This is a genomic window from Streptomyces sp. NPDC088261 (genome assembly GCF_044740805.1).
GTDB lineage: Bacteria > Actinomycetota > Actinomycetes > Streptomycetales > Streptomycetaceae > Streptomyces.
This window is the reverse complement of record NZ_JBIURL010000009.1, coordinates 225,366-241,803: the sequence shown is the minus strand read 5'-3', so window position 1 is coordinate 241,803 and position 16,438 is coordinate 225,366. Positions and strand designations below refer to the sequence as shown.

General features: G+C 74.4%; 13 protein-coding genes. 7 read left to right on the top strand and 6 right to left on the bottom strand.

What is annotated here, in order from left to right; genetic code table 11:
• Positions 1 to 24 precede the first annotated feature (24 nt).
• A complete protein-coding gene (locus ACIODU_RS19780; protein WP_401769172.1) occupies positions 25 to 930 on the bottom strand; it encodes a 5'-3' exonuclease H3TH domain-containing protein in 906 nt (301 codons plus the stop codon).
• Between the two features lie 230 nt (positions 931 to 1,160).
• Between ACIODU_RS19780 and ACIODU_RS19775 the strand changes: the two genes are divergently transcribed.
• Both ACIODU_RS19775 and ACIODU_RS19770 read left to right on the top strand, forming a co-directional pair.
• A complete protein-coding gene (locus ACIODU_RS19775; protein ID WP_161312802.1) occupies positions 1,161 to 1,709 on the top strand; it encodes a helix-turn-helix domain-containing protein in 549 nt (182 codons plus the stop codon).
• Positions 1,710 to 1,882: 173 nt separating this feature from the next.
• Positions 1,883 to 2,569: a helical backbone metal receptor gene (locus tag ACIODU_RS19770; RefSeq protein ID WP_401769170.1), complete on the top strand. Its 687-nt coding sequence runs from the start codon at positions 1,883 to 1,885 to the stop codon at positions 2,567 to 2,569.
• Here the strand turns inward: ACIODU_RS19770 and ACIODU_RS19765 are convergent.
• The gene (locus ACIODU_RS19765) at positions 2,475 to 3,617 is read right to left on the bottom strand and encodes a TDT family transporter (protein WP_401769074.1); all 1,143 of its coding nucleotides are present in this window, start codon (positions 3,615 to 3,617) and stop codon (positions 2,475 to 2,477) included. The genes ACIODU_RS19770 and ACIODU_RS19765 overlap by 95 nt on opposite strands.
• Positions 3,618 to 3,710: 93 nt before the next feature.
• Between ACIODU_RS19765 and ACIODU_RS19760 the strand changes: the two genes are divergently transcribed.
• The gene (locus ACIODU_RS19760) at positions 3,711 to 4,643 is read left to right on the top strand and encodes a LysR family transcriptional regulator (RefSeq protein WP_401769073.1); all 933 of its coding nucleotides are present in this window, start codon (positions 3,711 to 3,713) and stop codon (positions 4,641 to 4,643) included.
• A gap of 476 nt (positions 4,644 to 5,119) precedes the next feature.
• On the opposite strand, the gene ACIODU_RS19755 is transcribed toward ACIODU_RS19760, so the two are convergent.
• From ACIODU_RS19755 to ACIODU_RS19745, 3 genes are all read right to left on the bottom strand, one after another.
• Positions 5,120 to 5,812 carry a gamma-glutamyl-gamma-aminobutyrate hydrolase family protein gene (locus tag ACIODU_RS19755; RefSeq protein WP_401769072.1) on the bottom strand — a complete coding sequence of 231 codons (693 nt, stop codon included), beginning with the start codon at positions 5,810 to 5,812 and terminating at the stop codon, positions 5,120 to 5,122.
• A gap of 144 nt (positions 5,813 to 5,956) precedes the next feature.
• Positions 5,957 to 7,468: an ethanolamine permease gene (gene eat / locus ACIODU_RS19750; protein ID WP_401769070.1), complete on the bottom strand. Its 1,512-nt coding sequence runs from the start codon at positions 7,466 to 7,468 to the stop codon at positions 5,957 to 5,959.
• A gap of 211 nt (positions 7,469 to 7,679) precedes the next feature.
• The gene (locus ACIODU_RS19745) at positions 7,680 to 8,546 is read right to left on the bottom strand and encodes a FadR/GntR family transcriptional regulator (RefSeq protein WP_401769069.1); all 867 of its coding nucleotides are present in this window, start codon (positions 8,544 to 8,546) and stop codon (positions 7,680 to 7,682) included.
• A 78-nt stretch (positions 8,547 to 8,624) separates the two neighbouring features.
• Here ACIODU_RS19745 and ACIODU_RS19740 point away from each other — a divergent pair, with 78 nt between their 5' ends.
• The 3 genes from ACIODU_RS19740 (at position 8,625) to ACIODU_RS19730 (ending at position 12,260) form a co-directional block, all read left to right on the top strand.
• Positions 8,625 to 9,989: a glutamine synthetase family protein gene (locus ACIODU_RS19740; protein ID WP_356424931.1), complete on the top strand. Its 1,365-nt coding sequence runs from the start codon at positions 8,625 to 8,627 to the stop codon at positions 9,987 to 9,989.
• Positions 9,990 to 10,090: 101 nt separating this feature from the next.
• Entirely contained in the window at positions 10,091 to 11,437 is a 1,347-nt protein-coding gene (locus ACIODU_RS19735; protein WP_401769168.1) for an aldehyde dehydrogenase family protein, read from the top strand.
• 7 nt (positions 11,438 to 11,444) lie between these two features.
• Positions 11,445 to 12,260, top strand: coding sequence for a 3-oxoacyl-ACP reductase (locus tag ACIODU_RS19730; protein WP_356424928.1), 816 nt, complete (start codon positions 11,445 to 11,447; stop codon positions 12,258 to 12,260).
• A gap of 46 nt (positions 12,261 to 12,306) precedes the next feature.
• Here the strand turns inward: ACIODU_RS19730 and ACIODU_RS19725 are convergent, their stop codons facing one another.
• Entirely contained in the window at positions 12,307 to 13,509 is a 1,203-nt protein-coding gene (locus ACIODU_RS19725) for an amino acid deaminase/aldolase (RefSeq protein WP_356424925.1), read from the bottom strand.
• A 1,235-nt stretch (positions 13,510 to 14,744) separates the two neighbouring features.
• Between ACIODU_RS19725 and ACIODU_RS19720 the strand changes: the two genes are divergently transcribed.
• A complete protein-coding gene (locus ACIODU_RS19720; protein ID WP_401769067.1) occupies positions 14,745 to 15,800 on the top strand; it encodes a hypothetical protein in 1,056 nt (351 codons plus the stop codon).
• The last annotated feature ends 638 nt before the right edge of the window (positions 15,801 to 16,438 follow it).

Below are 16,438 nucleotides of genomic sequence, written 5' to 3'. Positions count from 1 at the left end.
CTTAGGCTTACCTAAGCTAACACCTCAGCGCTGGAGCGCCAGGAGAAGCCGCCGCAGCGCGCCCCCCAGCCCCCACCGCTCGGCCAGCTCGTCCAGCGCCTCCGGATGCAGCGGCTCGGTGGGCAGGACGGGGTCGAAGTCCGGCAGGGGCACGTCCCGCGCGACCCGTACGACGACCGGGGCCACCGCCACGTACTCCCGGGCCTCGTCGAGCCGCTTGCGCTGCGACGGGGTGAGCTTCGACCGGGGGTCGGCGACGGCCGCCATGATGCCCGCCAGGTCGCCGTACGCGTCGATCAGCTTGGCCGCCGTCTTCTCGCCGATGCCGGGCACGCCCGGCAGCCCGTCGCTCGGGTCGCCGCGCAGGAGGGCGAGATCCACATAACCCGCCCCGTCCACCCCGTACTTCTCGCGCAGCGCCGCCTCGTCCGTGAGATGCAGCGAACCGACGCCCTTGAGGGGATACAGCACACGGACGCCCCGGGCGTCGTCGATCAGCTGGTAGAGGTCGCGGTCCCCGGTGACGATGTCCACGGGACCGGTGGCCCGGGTCGAGAGGGTGCCGATCACGTCGTCCGCCTCGTACCCCGCCACGCCGACCCGGGCGATGCCCAGCGCGTCGAGCACCTCCTCGATCACCGGCACCTGCGGTGCCAGGGTGTCGGGGGTCTCCTCCTCGTCGGGCCCCTCCGCGTGCGCCTCGGCCACGCGGTGTGCCTTGTACGACGGGATCAGGTCGACCCGCCACTGGGGGCGCCAGTCCGCGTCCATGCACGCCACCAGGTCGTCCGGATGGTGGTCCTGGACCAGGCGGGCGATGAAGTCCAGCAGCCCCTTCACCGCGTTGACCGGGGTGCCGTCCGGGGCGCGTACGGAGTCGGGGACCCCGAAATAGGCGCGGAAGTAGAGGGAGGCGGTGTCGAGGAGCATCAGGCGTCGCGTCACGTCCCCGATGATGCCGCATGGCACTGACAGCGATGATCCCGCGCGCGGAGGTGTCCGGGGCCCGGGGCCCGTCCCGGGACCGCTGTCGCGCCGTACCGGTACCGCCTTCCGCCGGACGCGCGCATCATGGAGCGAGAGGGGGAACCTCCGGGACAGCCCTTGTACCGGCGTCAACTCTGAGAGGATGACGGTCCGGTCGGGAGGGAGCCCAGACTATGGACGACAAGGAAGCGCTCAGGGTGGGCGCCGCCGTCCGCAGGAGGCGTAGGTCGCTGGGCCTGACGCTGGCGGCGGTCGCGGCCCGCAGCGGGTTGTCCGTGCCCTTCCTGAGCCAGATCGAGAACGAACGCGCCAGGCCGAGCACGCGCTCCCTGGAGCGGGTGGCCGACGCCCTGGAGACGACGATCCCCAAGCTGCACGCGGCGGCCGACTCCGCGCGGACGGTCGACGTCGTCCGGGCCGGCGACGGCGGCCCGGGGGTCCGCCGGGTGGCGCGCGGCGGGCATCAGCTGCACGCCAAGGAGTACACCGGCGAGCAGGACACGGGGCGCGAGTACCAGCACCGCAACGACGAGGTGATGTACATCGCCGACGGCGCGGCGGAGGTCGAGGCCGAGGGCCGCGCGTACCGCCTGGAGCGCGGCGACACGCTTTATCTGTCCGGTGGGGTACGGCACCGCTGGCGCGCCACGGAGCCGGGCACCCGCATCCTCGTCGTCGCTGTCGCGGAACACATCGACGCGACCGTCGACCCGCCGCGCTGACACCGGCGGTGACGTCTTCCGGGCCGGTGCGGCCGCCCGCGACCTCTCTTCCGTCCGTACCCCGGGCCGTCTCTCCCCGGTCCGTACGCCGGACAGCCTCGCCCCGGTCCGTACGCCGGGTCGTCTCGCTCGTCCCCTCCCTCACCGAGGCGGTCGCGGTCAGCGCCCCCGGTCTGCTGGTGGGCGCCACGGACTGGTGCGCGCGCCCGGCCGGCCTCGACGTCGTCCGGATCGGCGGCACCAAGAACCCCGACGTCGCGTCCGTCGTGGCGCTCCGCCCCGACCTGGTCGTCGCCAACGAGGAGGAGAACCGCGCCCCCGACCTGGCCGCCCTGCGCGCCGCCGGGCTCGACGTCATGGTCACCGAGGTCAGGACCCTGGACCAGGCCTTCGGGGAGCTGGAACGGGTCCTGGTGACCGGGTGCGGGCTCGCGGCGCCGCCCCGCTGGCTGGACGACGCGCGGGCCGCGTGGGCCGCGCCGCCCCCGTACCCGTACCGCCCGCGCACCGCCGTCATCCCGATCTGGCGGCGTCCCTGGATGGTCCTCGGGCGCGACACCTTCGCCGGGGACCTGCTGGCCCGGCTCGGCGTACGGAACGTCTACGCGGACCACCCCGAGCGCTATCCGCGCATCCCCCTGGACGAGCTGCGTGCGTCCGGCGCCGATCTGGTGGTGCTGCCCGACGAGCCGTACCGCTTCACCGCCGACGACGGCCCCGAGGCGTTCCCCGGGCTGCCCGCCGCGCTGGTCGACGGGCGTTTCCTCACCTGGTACGGGCCGTCCCTGGCCGGGGCGCGGGAGGCCCTGCGGGCAGCGCTCCGCCGAGCAGCCCCCGTACCGTGCCCGCGAAGACCGTGACCCAGGCCGACACCAGCAGGGCGAACAGGCCCGCCGCGAGCCACTGGAAGGCCGCCAGCCCTGTGCGGTGCGCCAGCGCCTCCGCGCCGGTCACACAGGTGCCGATGGGGAACGTGAACGCCCACCAGCCCAGCGAGAACGGCATTCCGCGCCGCAGCGCCCGTACCACCGACGCGGCGGACAGCGCCAGCCACAGCAGGGCGAACCCCATCACGGGCACGCCGTACACCACCGCGAACGCGCCGAGCGCCGGCGCGAGGGAGCCGCCGACCGCCGTCGGCGCCGCGTCCGCGAGGCGGCCCACCGCCGTGGTCGACTGGCCGAGCGGGCCGAGCACCAGGAACACGGCGGGCGTCAGCGTGAGCGGCAGCGGGCCGTGCAGCGTCAGCCGGCCGACGATCAGGGGCAGCAGGGCGAGCGTGGCGAGCAGGCTCAGCCCGAACATCGCGTAACAGCCCAGCAGCAGCGCCTCCCGGCCCTGCCCGGCCGGCAGGTGCGGCACCAGCCCGGCCCCGGCCCCCGCCGCGACCAGGGGCGGGACCACCTGGAGCAGCCAGACCGGCGACACGTCCGCGAGGGTCGGACGGTGCCGTACGACCATCAGGTACGGGAGCGTCACGGCGACCGCCAGTCCGAGGACCGTTCCCGCGCCGAACAGGACCCCGTCCACGAGTACGGCGGCTCGCTGCCCGAGTACGTCACCCCCCACGGCGAGGGTGGCGCCGCCCACGGCCAGCAGCGCCATGGGCAGGCATCCGTAGAAGGGCGCCACCGCCGGGTCCAGGAGATCGGCGCGGGCCGCGTCGCGGTGGCGCGCCCAGCGCGTGGCGCGGGCGGCCAGGACGGCGGCGAGCAGCACCACCGACAGCGCCCACACCGCCGTGGCGGCGGTCCGCAGGCCCGGTATCCGCAGGGGGAGGGCGGCACCCGCGCTCGCCACGACGGCCGTGCCCATGACGGTCGCGTACCAGGCGGGTCCGACGTGCCGCAGCGCGGGGACTTTGGCGGCGGCAGGGGGACGGACGAGGGGGTGGGCGAGGGTGGCCATGTCCTCACCCTGGGGCGGGGGCGGTGGCCCCACCAGCCCCTTTGTCCCTATGAGGTCATAAGCTGACCCTATGACCGACGTGGAAGTGACCCTGTGAGCGACGTGGAAGGGCCTGGTCGGCGTTCCCTCGCGCACCGCGTGCCGGATCTCGGCGCGCTGGAGCTGCTGCTCGCCGTCGCCCGGCTGGGCAGTCTCGGCCGCGCGGCGCGGGAGACGGGGATCAGCCAGCCCGCCGCCAGCGGCCGCGTCCAGGCCATGGAACGGCAGCTCGGGGTGGCGCTGCTGGACCGCTCGCCGCGCGGGTCCCGGCTCACCGACGCGGGGATCCTTGTCACGGAGTGGGCCCGGCGGGTCGTGGAGTCGGCGGAGGCGTTCGACGCGGGCGCGCAGGCGCTGCGGGCGCGTGTCGACTCGCGGTTGCGGGTCGCCGCCAGCATGACCATCGCGGAGTACCTGCTGCCGGGCTGGCTGATCGCGCTGCACCGGGCCCGTCCCGGCACGGCCGTCTCCCTGTACGCGGGCAACTCGGACAGCGTCGCCGCGCGCGTCCTCGCCCACGAGGCGGACCTCGGCTTCGTGGAGGGCCCGGCCGTACCGGCGGGGCTCGACGCCACCGTCATCGGGCACGATCGGCTGGTCGTGGTCGCGGCACCGGGCCACCCCTGGGCCCGCCGCCGCGCCCCGCTCGACCCCGCCGAACTCGCCGCCACCGGCCTGATCCTGCGGGAACCGGGCTCCGGCAACCGCCAAGTGCTGGACGCCGCCCTCGCCCCGTACGGAGGTCCCGCCGAGCCCCTGCTGGAACTGGCGTCCACGACCGCGCTCAAGGCCGCCGTGATGGGCGGGGCGGGGCCGTGCGTACTGAGCGACCTCGCGGTCGCGGAGGAACTGACGTCCCGCCGCCTGATCGCCGTCCCGGTCACCGGCCTCGACCTCCACCGCGAACTCCGCGCGGTCTGGCCGGCGGGGCCACGGCCCACGGGCCCGGCGCGCGATCTGCTGGGGCTGACGCGACGGGAGCAGTGAGGGGGGCCGGAGGGGCCGTTGGCCGTGAGGGGGGCGGGTGCCGTGACGGGCCGGGCGCCCTGACGTGCCGGGGCAGGTGTCCTGACGCGCCGGGCGCTGTACCGCGCCGGGTGCCGCGAGGGGGCGGCCGCTGTCACGGGGCGGGTGCTGACGGGCCGTGAGCTCCGAGGCGTCGGAGGCCGTTAGGAGCTGGGTGCCGTCGCGAGCGGTGAGCACTCTGACGGGGTGGGTGCCTTGACGCGCCCTGGGCCGTGTGGGGGCGGGCGTCCTGACCGACCTGGCCGGGTGCCGTGATCGACCTGTCGCTCTGACGGGCCGTCCGGCGGGGTGCGGGGCCCCGGCCCGGGGTGGTCCGACGTGCGGGGGCGCCGGGGGCCGTCGTACGGCAAGGGGGCCCTGACGCGCCGGTCGGGTGGGCGGCGCTTGGCGGTGGGTGGTCCCGCGCGCACGCGCACGCGTCAGGCGCGCCCCCGTGCTCAGGTGTCGTTGCCCGCCGCCGCTCGTACCAGGGCCGCCATGACCCGGGTGTCCTCCGCCATCTCCGGGTGCCACTGCACCCCCAGTGCCCAGTGGGGCGGCGCCAGTTCGACCGCCTCGACCGTGCCGTCGGGTGCGAACGCGGAGACCGTCAGGCCGTCGCCGAGCCGGTCCACCGACTGGTGGTGCTGTGCGGGTACGGTCGTCTCCTCCGGGACGAGGGACGCGTACAGCGTGCCCGGCACCGGCGTCACCGCGTGCGCGCCGAAGCGGCCGGCGACCGTCGACGTGTGTCCCTCCAGGTGCTGGACGAGGGTGCCGCCGACGGCGACGTTCAGCAGTTGCATGCCCCGGCAGATGCCCAGCAGCGGCGTCCCGGACGCCAACGCCGCTTCGATCAGGGCCAGTTCCCACGCGTCCCGTTCCCGGGCCGGCGGCCCGGTGAGGGGGTGCGGCTCGGCGCCGTACCGTACGGGCTCCACGTCGGGCCCACCCGCGATCACCAGCCCGTCCAGCCGGGCCACCACGGACTCCGCCGAGGCCGGGTCGTCGGGCGGCAGCATCACGGCGAGGCCGCCCGCGCGCTGGACGAGCCCCGGATAGCCGACGGGCAGCAGGGCGGCGGGCAGATCCCAGACGCCCCACCGCGCGGAGTCCTCCAGGTAGGTGCTGACGCCGATGAGCGGCTTCATGGGTGGTCGGTCCTCCATGGGTCTCCGTAGGGTTCTGCGGGGTTCTGCGGGGCTCCGGGGGGCTTGGGGGGCTGGGCAACTCCCCGCGCTGGTGTCGCGTCGGTTCGGGTGGCTGTGGTCGCAGGCGCCGCCGGCCCGGCCGCGTCAGCCCCGTTCCAGTTCCGCCTCCGCCTCGGCCAGCGCCGCGAACTCCTCCTCCGGCGCCGCCGCGACCAGCCGGTGCCGACTGTAGAAGGTGAAGTAGGCGAGGGCGACCGCGTACACGCCCAGCGCGATGAAGGCCGCGTCCTTGTCCACCAGGAACGTCGCGACCAGCGCCGACAGGGCCAGCACGAACGCCGTGCCGGAGGTGAGCGTCCCGCCGGGAGTGCGGTACGGCCGGGGCAGGCCCGGCTCGCGGCGGCGCAGCACGAGGTGCGAGAGCGCCATGAGGGCGTACGAGATGGTCGCGCCGAACACCGCCACGTTCAGCATCCGCCCGCCGTCCCCGCTGCCCGCCGCGAGCGCGAAGCCGATCGCGCCGGGGATGAGAAGACCGAGATACGGCGCCTTGCGGCGGCTGGTGAGCGACAGGAACCGGGGCAGGTAGCCCGCCCGGGAGAGCGCGAACAGCTGCCGGGAACCGGCGTAGATGAGCGAGAAGAACGACGCCACCAGACCGGCCAGCCCCGCGTAGTTCACGAACCGGCTGAGCGCGGTCGGCTCCCCGTCGCCCTGGAGCGCCACCACCAGCGGATTGCCCGCCTCCGCCACGGCGGCCGAGCCGCGCGCGCCGGTCGCGGCGAAGAAGGTGATCAGGGCGAGCAGCGCCAGTACCGCCATGGAGATCGACAGGGCCTTCGGCATCGAACGCACCGGGTCCTTGGCCTCCTCGGCGGCCAGCGGCACCCCTTCCACCCCCAGGAAGAACCACATGCCGAACGGGAACGCCGACCAGATGCCCAGGAGGCCGAACGGCAGCCAGGAGCCCGACCCGAAGGCGTCCTGGTCGACGGGGATGTCGTTCAGGCCCCCGGTGTCGAACTCGGTGAACGCGCCGACGGCGAAGATCAGCAGCGCCGCGACGGCGACGGCCGTCACCACCAGGCTGAAGCGCAGGGCCTCGCCGACGCCCCACAGGTGGATGCCGATGAAGATCACGAAGCAGGCGAGGTAGACCGGCCAGTCGGAGGTCAGCCCGAAGAGGCCGAGCGATTCGACGTAGTCACCGATGAAGAGGGCGATCGCGGCGGGCGCCAGGATGTACTCGATGAGGATCGCCGTACCGGTGAGGAAGCCGCCCCAGGTGCCGAGCGCGCGCCGCGCGAAGCCGTAACCGCCGCCCGCCGTGGGCAGGATGGCGGACAGTTCGGCGAGGGAGAAGACGAGACAGGCGTACATCACGCCCATCAAGAGGGTGGCGAGGGCGAGACCGCCGAAGCCGCCCTCGGCGAGGCCCAGGTTCCAGCCGGAGAAGTCCCCGGAGACGACGTACGCGACTCCGAGGCCGGTGAGGAGCAGCCAGCCGGCGCTGCCTCGGCGCAGCGTACGGCGGCGCAGGTAGTCGGCGTCCTCGGCGCCGGGGGCGTGACCGGATCCGGGGCCGGGGCCCTGACCGGGGCCGGGGACGGAATCGGCCGGGGTGGTGGGGACGCGCGAGTCGGTGCCGTCGCTCATGAGCAGCTCCTGCCTCGGTGGTGCCGGATGAAGGGCGAAGAAGGGGGCAAAGGTATGAGGGGGTGCGGGGCACGGGAGTGAGGGGCAAAGGTGTGAGGCCATACCATTGCGGGCCGCGCGGGCCCGCGCAAGACCCCCGCGTCAACACGCTGTTACTTCTCGGCGGTGACGGGCAACGGCGGCCGGTCACGCCGCCTCAGGCGCCCGCCGCTCACGCCAGGAACCCCCGCAGCAGCGCCGCCGTCCCCGCGCAGTGCTCGCGCGTCATCTCGCGCGCGCCGTCCGCGTCCCCGTCGAGCACCGCCCCCACCAGCGCCGTGTGCTGCCGCTGCGAGTGCTCCAAGTTCCGTACGAGCAGCGGGATGCAGTCCAGCAGGTCGTTGACCGTCGCCCGGACGGCCGCGTACTGCGCGGTCAGCGTCGGCGACCCGGACAGCTCGGCCAGCGTCAGGTGCAGCAGGGTGTCCTGCCTGCGGTACTCCGCCAGCGGGGCGTCGTGCGTCGCCGCGAGCGCCGCGCGCAGCCGCTCCGCCCGCTCCCCGTCCAGCCCGTGCGCCGCGCAGAGCCCGGCCGCGCCCACCTCCAGCACCTCGCGGAAGCGCAGGACGTCCTCGATGTCCACCCCGGCCACCCGCCGCCGCAGCTCCTCCTCGGCGCCGCCCGCCGGGGTGTCGGGCCGGGAGCGTACGAACGTACCGCCGTACCGGCCCCGGCGGCTCTCCACCAGGCCCTGGTCCTGGAGCACCTTCAGCACCTCACGCAGCGTGACCCGGCTGATCCGCAGCCGGTCCGCCAACTCCCGCTCGGCGGGCAGCCGTTCACCGGCCGCCACCAGGCCGAGCCGGACGACCTGGAGGATCTGCTCCAGGGCCTCCTCGAAACCGTTGCCGGCCCGCACGGGCCGCAGGACCGGGGCCAGCGAGTCCGGGATCGCGGGACCGGGACCGGCATCGGGTTCGGGGACCGCCGGGCCGGACCCCGGCTCCGGCTCCAGTTCCGACGCCGGCTCCGACGTCCGTTCGGACGCCGGTTCGGACCGTGGCTCCAACGGGTCCATCGGCTCGTTCTTCTTCGCCACGTCGCCGTTTCCCCTTCCCAATCAATGGTCTCCAGGAATACCTTATGGCTTCCGGCTGACCGAAGGAGGCTCCATCCCGTGGCAGACCGCACACCCCCGCTGAGCGTCGAGGAACTGCGCGTCCTGGTCGAGAACGGTCAGATCGACACCGTGGTCCTGGCCTTCCCCGACATGCAGGGGCGGCTCCAGGGCAAGCGGTTCGCCGCGCCCTTCTTCCTCGACGAGGTCCTGGAGCACGGCACCGAGGGCTGCAACTACCTCCTCGCCGTCGACACGGAGATGAACACCGTCGACGGCTACGCGATGTCCTCCTGGGACCGCGGCTACGGCGACTTCGCGATGCGTCCCGACGTCTCCACCCTGCGCCGCGTCCCCTGGAACGACGGTACGGCGATGCTCCTCGCCGACCTCGCCTGGAACGACGGCTCCCCCGTCGTCGCCGCGCCCCGCCAGATCCTCCGCCGGCAGCTGGAGCGCCTGGCCGAGCGCGGCCTCACGGCGCACGCCGGCACGGAGCTGGAGTTCATCGTCTTCAAGGACACCTACGAGCAGGCCTGGGAGAGCGGGTACAAGGGCCTGACCCCCGCCAACCAGTACAACATCGACTACTCGGTCCTCGGCACCGGCCGGATCGAGCCGCTGCTGCGCCGTATCCGCAACGACATGACGGCCGCCGGGCTGGTCGTGGAGTCGGCCAAGGGGGAGTGCAACCCGGGCCAGCACGAGATCGTGTTCAGGTACGACGAAGCCCTAGTCACCTGCGACCAGCACGCCGTCTACAAGACCGGCGCCAAGGAGATCGCCTCGCAGGAGGGCGTCTCGCTGACGTTCATGGCCAAGTACGACGAGCGCGAGGGCAACTCCTGCCACATCCACCTCTCGCTCCAGGACGAGCACGGCGCCAACGCCATGGCCGGGGACGGACCCGGCGGGATGTCGGACGTCATGCGGCACTTCCTCGCGGGTCAGCTCGCCGCGCTGCGTGACTTCTCCCTGCTGTACGCGCCGAACATCAACTCGTACAAACGTTTCCAGCCCGGATCCTTCGCCCCCACCGCCGTCGCCTGGGGCCCCGACAACCGCACCTGCGCGCTGCGGGTCGTCGGCCACGGCCGCTCCCTGCGCTTCGAGAACCGGCTGCCGGGCGGGGACGTCAACCCCTACCTCGCCGTCGCGGGGCTCGTCGCCGCCGGGCTGTACGGCATCGAGCACGAGCTGGACCTGCCCGAGGCGTGCACCGGGAACGCCTACACCGCCGACTACGCGCGCGTCCCGACCTCCCTGCGCGAGGCCGCCGAGCTGTGGGAGAACAGCCCCATCGCCCGGGCGGCCTTCGGTGACGAGGTCGTCGCCCACTACCGCAACATGGCGCGGGTCGAGGTCGAGGCCTACGACGCCGCGGTGACCGACTGGGAGCTGCGCCGCTCCTTCGAACGCCTGTGAGGAACGACGTGCCCGAGCTGCACCCCGCCGAGGACCGGCCCCACTCCACCGAGGATCGGCCCCACCCCGGCGACCACCCACCCCACCCCACCGAACACCGGATCCTCAACCCCGCCACCGGCGAGCTCGTGACCACCGTGGCGGCGACCACCCTGGAGCAGGTCGACACCGCCGTCGTACGGGCCACCGTCGCGCAGGCCCGCTGGGCCGCCGCCGCCCCCGCCGACCGCGCGCGGCTGCTGCGCCGCTTCGCCGCCGCCGTCGACGCCCACACCGAGGAACTGGCCCTCCTGGAGGTCACCGAGGCCGGCCACACCCTTGGCAACGCCCGCTGGGAGGCCGGCAACGTCCGCGACCTCCTCGACTACTCCGCCGGAGGAGTCGAACGACTGACGGGCCGTCAGATTCCGGTCGCCGGCGGCCTCGACATCACCCTCCTCGAACCCCTCGGCGTGGTCGGCGTCATCGCCCCCTGGAACTTCCCGATGCCGATCGCCGCCTGGGGCACCGCCCCGGCTCTCGCGGCCGGCAACGCCGTCCTGCTCAAACCCGCGGAGACCACCCCGCTCACCGCGCTGCGCCTGGCCGAACTCGCCCTGGAGGCGGGCCTTCCCGAGCATCTCTTCCAAGTCCTGCCCGGCGCGGGCCCCGTCGCGGGCAACGCGCTGGTCGAACACCCGGGCGTCGCCAAGATCGTGTTCACCGGATCCACCCGGATCGGCAAGCAGATCATGGCCAGGAGCGCCGGCCTGGTGAAGCGCGTGACCCTCGAACTCGGCGGCAAGAGCCCGAACATCGTCTTCGCCGACTCCGATCTCGCCCTCGCGGCCGCCACCGCCCCGATGGCGTTCCTCGACAACAGCGGCCAGGACTGCTGCGCCCGTACCCGCATCCTCGTCCAGCGGGAGGTCCACGAGCGGTTCCTCGAACTCCTCGCCCCCGCCGTCGAGTCGGTCGTCGTCGGCGACCCCTCCGACGAGAAGACCCAGATGGGCCCGCTGATCTCGGCGGTCCAACTGGAGCGCGTACGGTCGTACGTCCCCGAAGGCGCCGCGGGCATCCGGGGCAACGCGCCGGACGGGCCCGGCTTCTGGTTCCCGCCGACCGTCCTCACCGACCAGGACGCCGGCTCCCCGGTCGCGACGGACGAGGTCTTCGGACCGGTCGCCGTCGTCCTGCCCTTCGACGACGAGGAGGACGCCGTCCGGCTGGCCAACGCCACGGACTACGGCCTCGCCGGGTCCATCTGGACCCGGGACGTGGGCCGCGCCCTGCGCGTCTCGCGGGCCGTCGCGGCGGGCAACCTGTCGGTCAACTCCCACAGCAGCGTCCGTTACGGGACGCCGTTCGGCGGCTACAAGCAGTCCGGACTCGGCCGCGAACTGGGCCCCGACGCCCTCGCGGCCTTCACGGAAACCAAGAACGTCTTCATCAGCACGGAGGCCTGAGCCCACCATGACCGACCCCCAGAGCGCCGCCCTGAGCGCCCCGAGCGAAGCGCCCGTCTGCCGGCGCCTGATCGGCCGTACCGCCGTCATCACCGGAGCCGGCAGCGGCATCGGCCTCGCCACCGCGCGCCGCCTGGCCTCCGAGGGCGCGCACATCGTCTGCGGCGACATCGACGAGACGGCGGGCAAAGCCGCCGCCGAGCAGGCGGGCGGCACGTTCGTACGGGTCGACGTCACCGACGCCGACCAGGTGGAGGCGCTGTTCAGGACGGCGTACGAGACGTACGGCAGCGTCGACGTCGCCTTCAACAACGCGGGTATCTCGCCGCCGGAGGACGACTCGATCCTCACCACGGGCCTCGACGCCTGGCGGCGGGTGCAGGAGGTCAACCTGACGTCCGTGTACCTGTGTTGCAAGGCCGCGATCCCCTACATGCGGCGCCAGGGGAAGGGCTCGATCATCAACACCGCGTCGTTCGTGGCCCGGATGGGCGCGGCGACCTCGCAGATCTCGTACACCGCGTCCAAGGGCGGCGTGCTGGCGATGTCCCGTGAACTGGGCGTGCAGTTCGCCCGCGAGGGGATCCGCGTCAACGCCCTGTGCCCGGGGCCCGTCAACACCCCGCTGCTCCAGGAGCTGTTCGCGAAGGACCCCGAGCGGGCGGCGCGCCGCCTGGTGCACATCCCGCTGGGCCGGTTCGCCGAGGCGGACGAGATCGCGGCGGCGGTCGCGTTCCTGGCGAGCGACGACTCGTCGTTCGTGAACGCGTCGGACTTCCTGGTGGACGGAGGGATCGCGGGGGCGTACGTGACGCCGGTGTAGCGGGGGAGGGCCGGCCCCGTAGCCCCGGGACCGGCCCGCCTTCGTGTCAGAGGAAGGTGAGCCCTTCGCCGCGGTACGTGGGCACGCTCGCGACCACCCGGTCGTCCTCCACCAGGTGCAACGTGTCGAAGCGCTCGCAGAGTTCACCGGCCTTCGCGTGCCGGAACCACACCTTGTCGCCGATCAGCAGATCGTCGGCGGCGGAGCCGAGGAGCGGGGTCTGCACCTCGCCGGGGCCTTCCTGTGCGTCGTACCGCAACCCTTCCGGCAGGTACGGGACGGGCAGCCGGTCCCGGCCCGGCGCGCCGGACGCGGGGTAGCCGCCGCCGAGGACGGTCACCACGCCGACGCCGGGCCTGCGGACGACCGGCAGGGCGAACAGGGCGGCCGGACGGCCGCTGAACGAGGTGTAGTTGTCGAAGAGCCGCGGCTGGTAGAGGCCCGACCCCGCGGCGATCTCGGTGACCGCGTCCTCGGCGGCGGTGTGCTGCACACTGCCGGTGCCGCCGCCGTTGACGAACTCCAGGTCCGGCGCGACGGTCCGGACCGCGCGCACCACGGCGGCGCGGCGCCCGGCCAGTTCCTTGCGGGCGGCGGACTGCATGAGCCGTACCGCCCGGGAGCGGAACGGCCGTCCGGCCACGGAGTCGCCGACGCCGGCCACATGACCTTCGTACGCCATCAGCCCGACCAGCCGGAAGCCCGGCCGGCGCACGACGGACCTGGCCAGCTCGGCCAGCTGGGCGGGCTCGCGAAGCGGCGAGCGGAGGGCGCCGATCCGGACGCGGCCGCCCAGCATCCGCAGGGAGGTGTCCAGTTCGAGGCAGACCCGGATCTCCTCGGTGCCGCCGTCGCGGGCCGCGTCGATGAGTTCCAGGTGGGCCGGGTCGTCGATCATCACGGTGACGGCGGCGGCGAGCTTGGGGTCGGCGGCGAGCCGCGCGTACGAGGCGCGGTCGGCGGACGGGTAGGCGAGGAGGACGTCCTCGAACCCGGCGCGGGCCAGCCACAGCGATTCGGCGAGCGTGAACGACATGATCCCCGCGAAGCCGTCCCTGGCCAGCACCCGTTCGAGCAGCGCCCGGCAGCGCACCGACTTGCTCGCGACCCTGAGGGACTTGCCGCCCGCGCGGCGGACGAGGTCGTCGGCGTTGGCGTCGAACGCGGCGAGATCGACGAGCGCGAGCGGCGCGTCGAGAGGGGCGGTGGCCCGGTCGTACCGGGCCCGGTCAGTGGCGCGCGGATTCATGCGCAGAGCTTGCCAGACCGGATTACCGATCGGTAGGGGGGATGTTCTGGGCAGAACCTCCCCGACGTCCCCCCGGCCCGCGTTCCTGTTCCCGCCGGGCCCGCGCCAGCCCGTAGAGTGACGCCCACGCGGCGATGAACGGGCCTGTCCCGCAAGGCCGATCGGCATGCGACCAGCCGCGCACCGGAAGAGGACATGGGGGCCGGATGAGCACCGAGGCACAACGCGCCCCCGTACCACCGCGCCCACCCCACGCCCCGCCGCCCGCGAACCCGCCCCGGATACCACCGCCACCGCCACCGCCGACGCGCCCCACCGACGGCCCGCCGACGCGGGCCGAGGTCCCCGGGTCGGCGACGCGGGCCACGGCCCCAGGACCAGCCGAATCACCCACCACCCCAGCGGAAAACGCCCCCACGCCACGGACGACGACCCAGCCTCCGAACACCCCTGAGCCCCCCACCCCCCGGACGACATGGGACGTCGGCCAGCCGCCCTCCAACGGGGCACGGCCATCGGGCGGCCAAGGGCCCATACCGCCTACGGGTCGGGCCCCCCGCCCCGCCACGGACGGTCGCACTTCCCACCCCGGCGGAGCCGGACGGTCCGGCCCGCAGGCGGGCGCGGGTCAGGTGTCCGGACCGCCTGCGGGTTCGGGGGGAGCCCCGGCTGCGGACGGCGGCTTTTCCGGGCCCGGCGGCGTGCGGTCGCCGGGTGGGGCGGCTGCGTCCTTGGGCGACCGGCGGCCGGTTGGGGGGCAGGGATCGGGACGGCTTGGGGTTACGGGTGCCCCGGGGGCGTCCGGGGCCGTGTCCGGGGTGGCTTCCGGGGGGATGGACAGCCGGCTCTCGCGGACCGAGCGGTCCCGGGCGGGCGGGCCGCCTCCTGTTCTCGGTGACCGGGGGCAGGTGGCCGGGGCTTCACCGGTCGGCGGTGGTCGTGGGGCGGGGCGGGGCGGGGATTCGGGTTTTGGTGGGGGTATCGGGGGTGGTCCGGTTGGGGTTGATTCCGCTCCGACGGGGGCTGCACCCAGCGCGTCTGGAGGCGTTCCGACCGCGACGGGGGCTGGACACGGCGTGTCTGGGGCTGTTCCCCATGCGACTGCGGGTGCCCCCACCGGCCGAGGGGCTGATCCCACCGGGCTAGGGGCTGATCCCAGCGGGCGGCGAGGGGCTGCCCCGCCCGCGACCGGGCCCGGCCCTCGCGTGGGCGGCTCCGTACCGCCGGCGCGGCCCGTGCCGGGGCGCATTCCGCCCCGGCCCACCCATGCGCCGGGTGCCGCGCCCCACCCCCATCGGGCCGACGGCACGACACCTGGCGAGGGGCGGGCCGCGTACCCCGGTGAGCCTCACGCCCCCTTCAGCGCGGCGCCCGGAACGGCTCCCGCGCCCGGCGAGACCACCGTCCGGCTGCGGCCCGTACCCCCGGACCCGGGCTTCGCCACGCACCACCACCACGCCTGGCCGCCCCCACCCCCGCCCCCGCGCGAGTCGCTCAGCGAGACGACCACCCATCTGCGGCCCGTCCCGTCCCGTCCCCCCGTCAGGGCGGCCGCCGCTGTCGCCTGCGTGGTGCTCGGCCTCGGACTCATCGGCGGTGCAGTCACCGGCAGCTGGCTGACCGGGGACTCCGCGGCCGAACCCGTCGTACCCGACGCCTACACCACCGCGCGCGCCCTGTGGCACAGCGTTCCCGTCGACACCCTCTTCCCTCGGACCCTCAAGGGCGACGGCGCCGGGCCCGGCCGCGCGGACCGCGCCTGGACGCGCGTCGCCGTCGCACCCGACGGCACCTGTGCCGACGCGCTGCCCGCCGCTCTCGTCAGGACGCTGCGCCCGGTGGGCTGCACACGCGTGCTGCGTGCCACGTACGCCGACTCCACCGGCAGCAGTCTCACCACCGTCGGGCTGGTCTTCACCGAGGGCGACCGCCCCGCCATGACCGCCCTGAAATCCCGCCTCATCACGCGGCGTCTCGCGGAACGGACCGATCACATCCCGCACACCTTCTCCGTCGAAGGCACGCCCACCGCCGGCTTCGGCGAGAGGCAGCGCGCCTCCTGGACGCTGGAGGTCGTGGACGGGGTGCCGGTCGTCGGCTACGCCGTCTCCGGCTTCGCCGACGGCCGTACGGTCACCGACCCCCAGCCGGCCTCGGCGGCGACGGTCACCGGCGCGACGACCGCTGCCGCGGAGGCGGGCCTCGGGTTCGAGGCGAAGGGGATCGCGACCCGCATCGAGGAGGGCCTGCGGCGGGCGGCCACCACCACGGCGATGGCGGCCCCCCGATGACCCACCCCCCGACCCAGGACACCCCCCGACCAACGCCCCCCACCGGCGCCCCGCCCACGACCCGTACGACCCGGGCCCCGGCACTTCACGCCGACGACGGGCGCGGTGCGGCGGCGCATCCGGGCACGGGGGATACGCCTACGTCCCGCGCGCACCTGGATACGGTCCCGGGGACGCCTGGCGCGTGGGATGGGCGTACAGCCTGCGCGTATCCGGGTACGGCTTCGGGGGCGCCTGGCGTGGGGGATCCGCGCATGGCCTGCGCGCACCCGGATACGGCCCCATCGACTCCCGGGACGGGGAGCCCTCGCACAGCCCGCGCGCACCTGGAATCGGCCGCAGCGACGCCGGGAACGGCGGATTCGCGTGCAGCCTGCGCGCAACCGGCCACGGCTGCGGGGGCGCTCGGCACGGGGGATCCGTACATGGCGTGCGCGCACCCGGATACGGCCTCCCCGACTCCCGGAACGGGGGGCCCTCGTACGGCCCGCGCGCACCTGGCGGCGGCCTCGGGGAGGCCCCGCACGGCGTGCGTGCACCTGGATGCGGTCCCGGGGTCGCCTGGCACGGATCCGTGCACGGCCTGTGTGCACCTAGATACGGCCTCGCAGACGCTCGGCCCGGGGGATCTGCGCGCG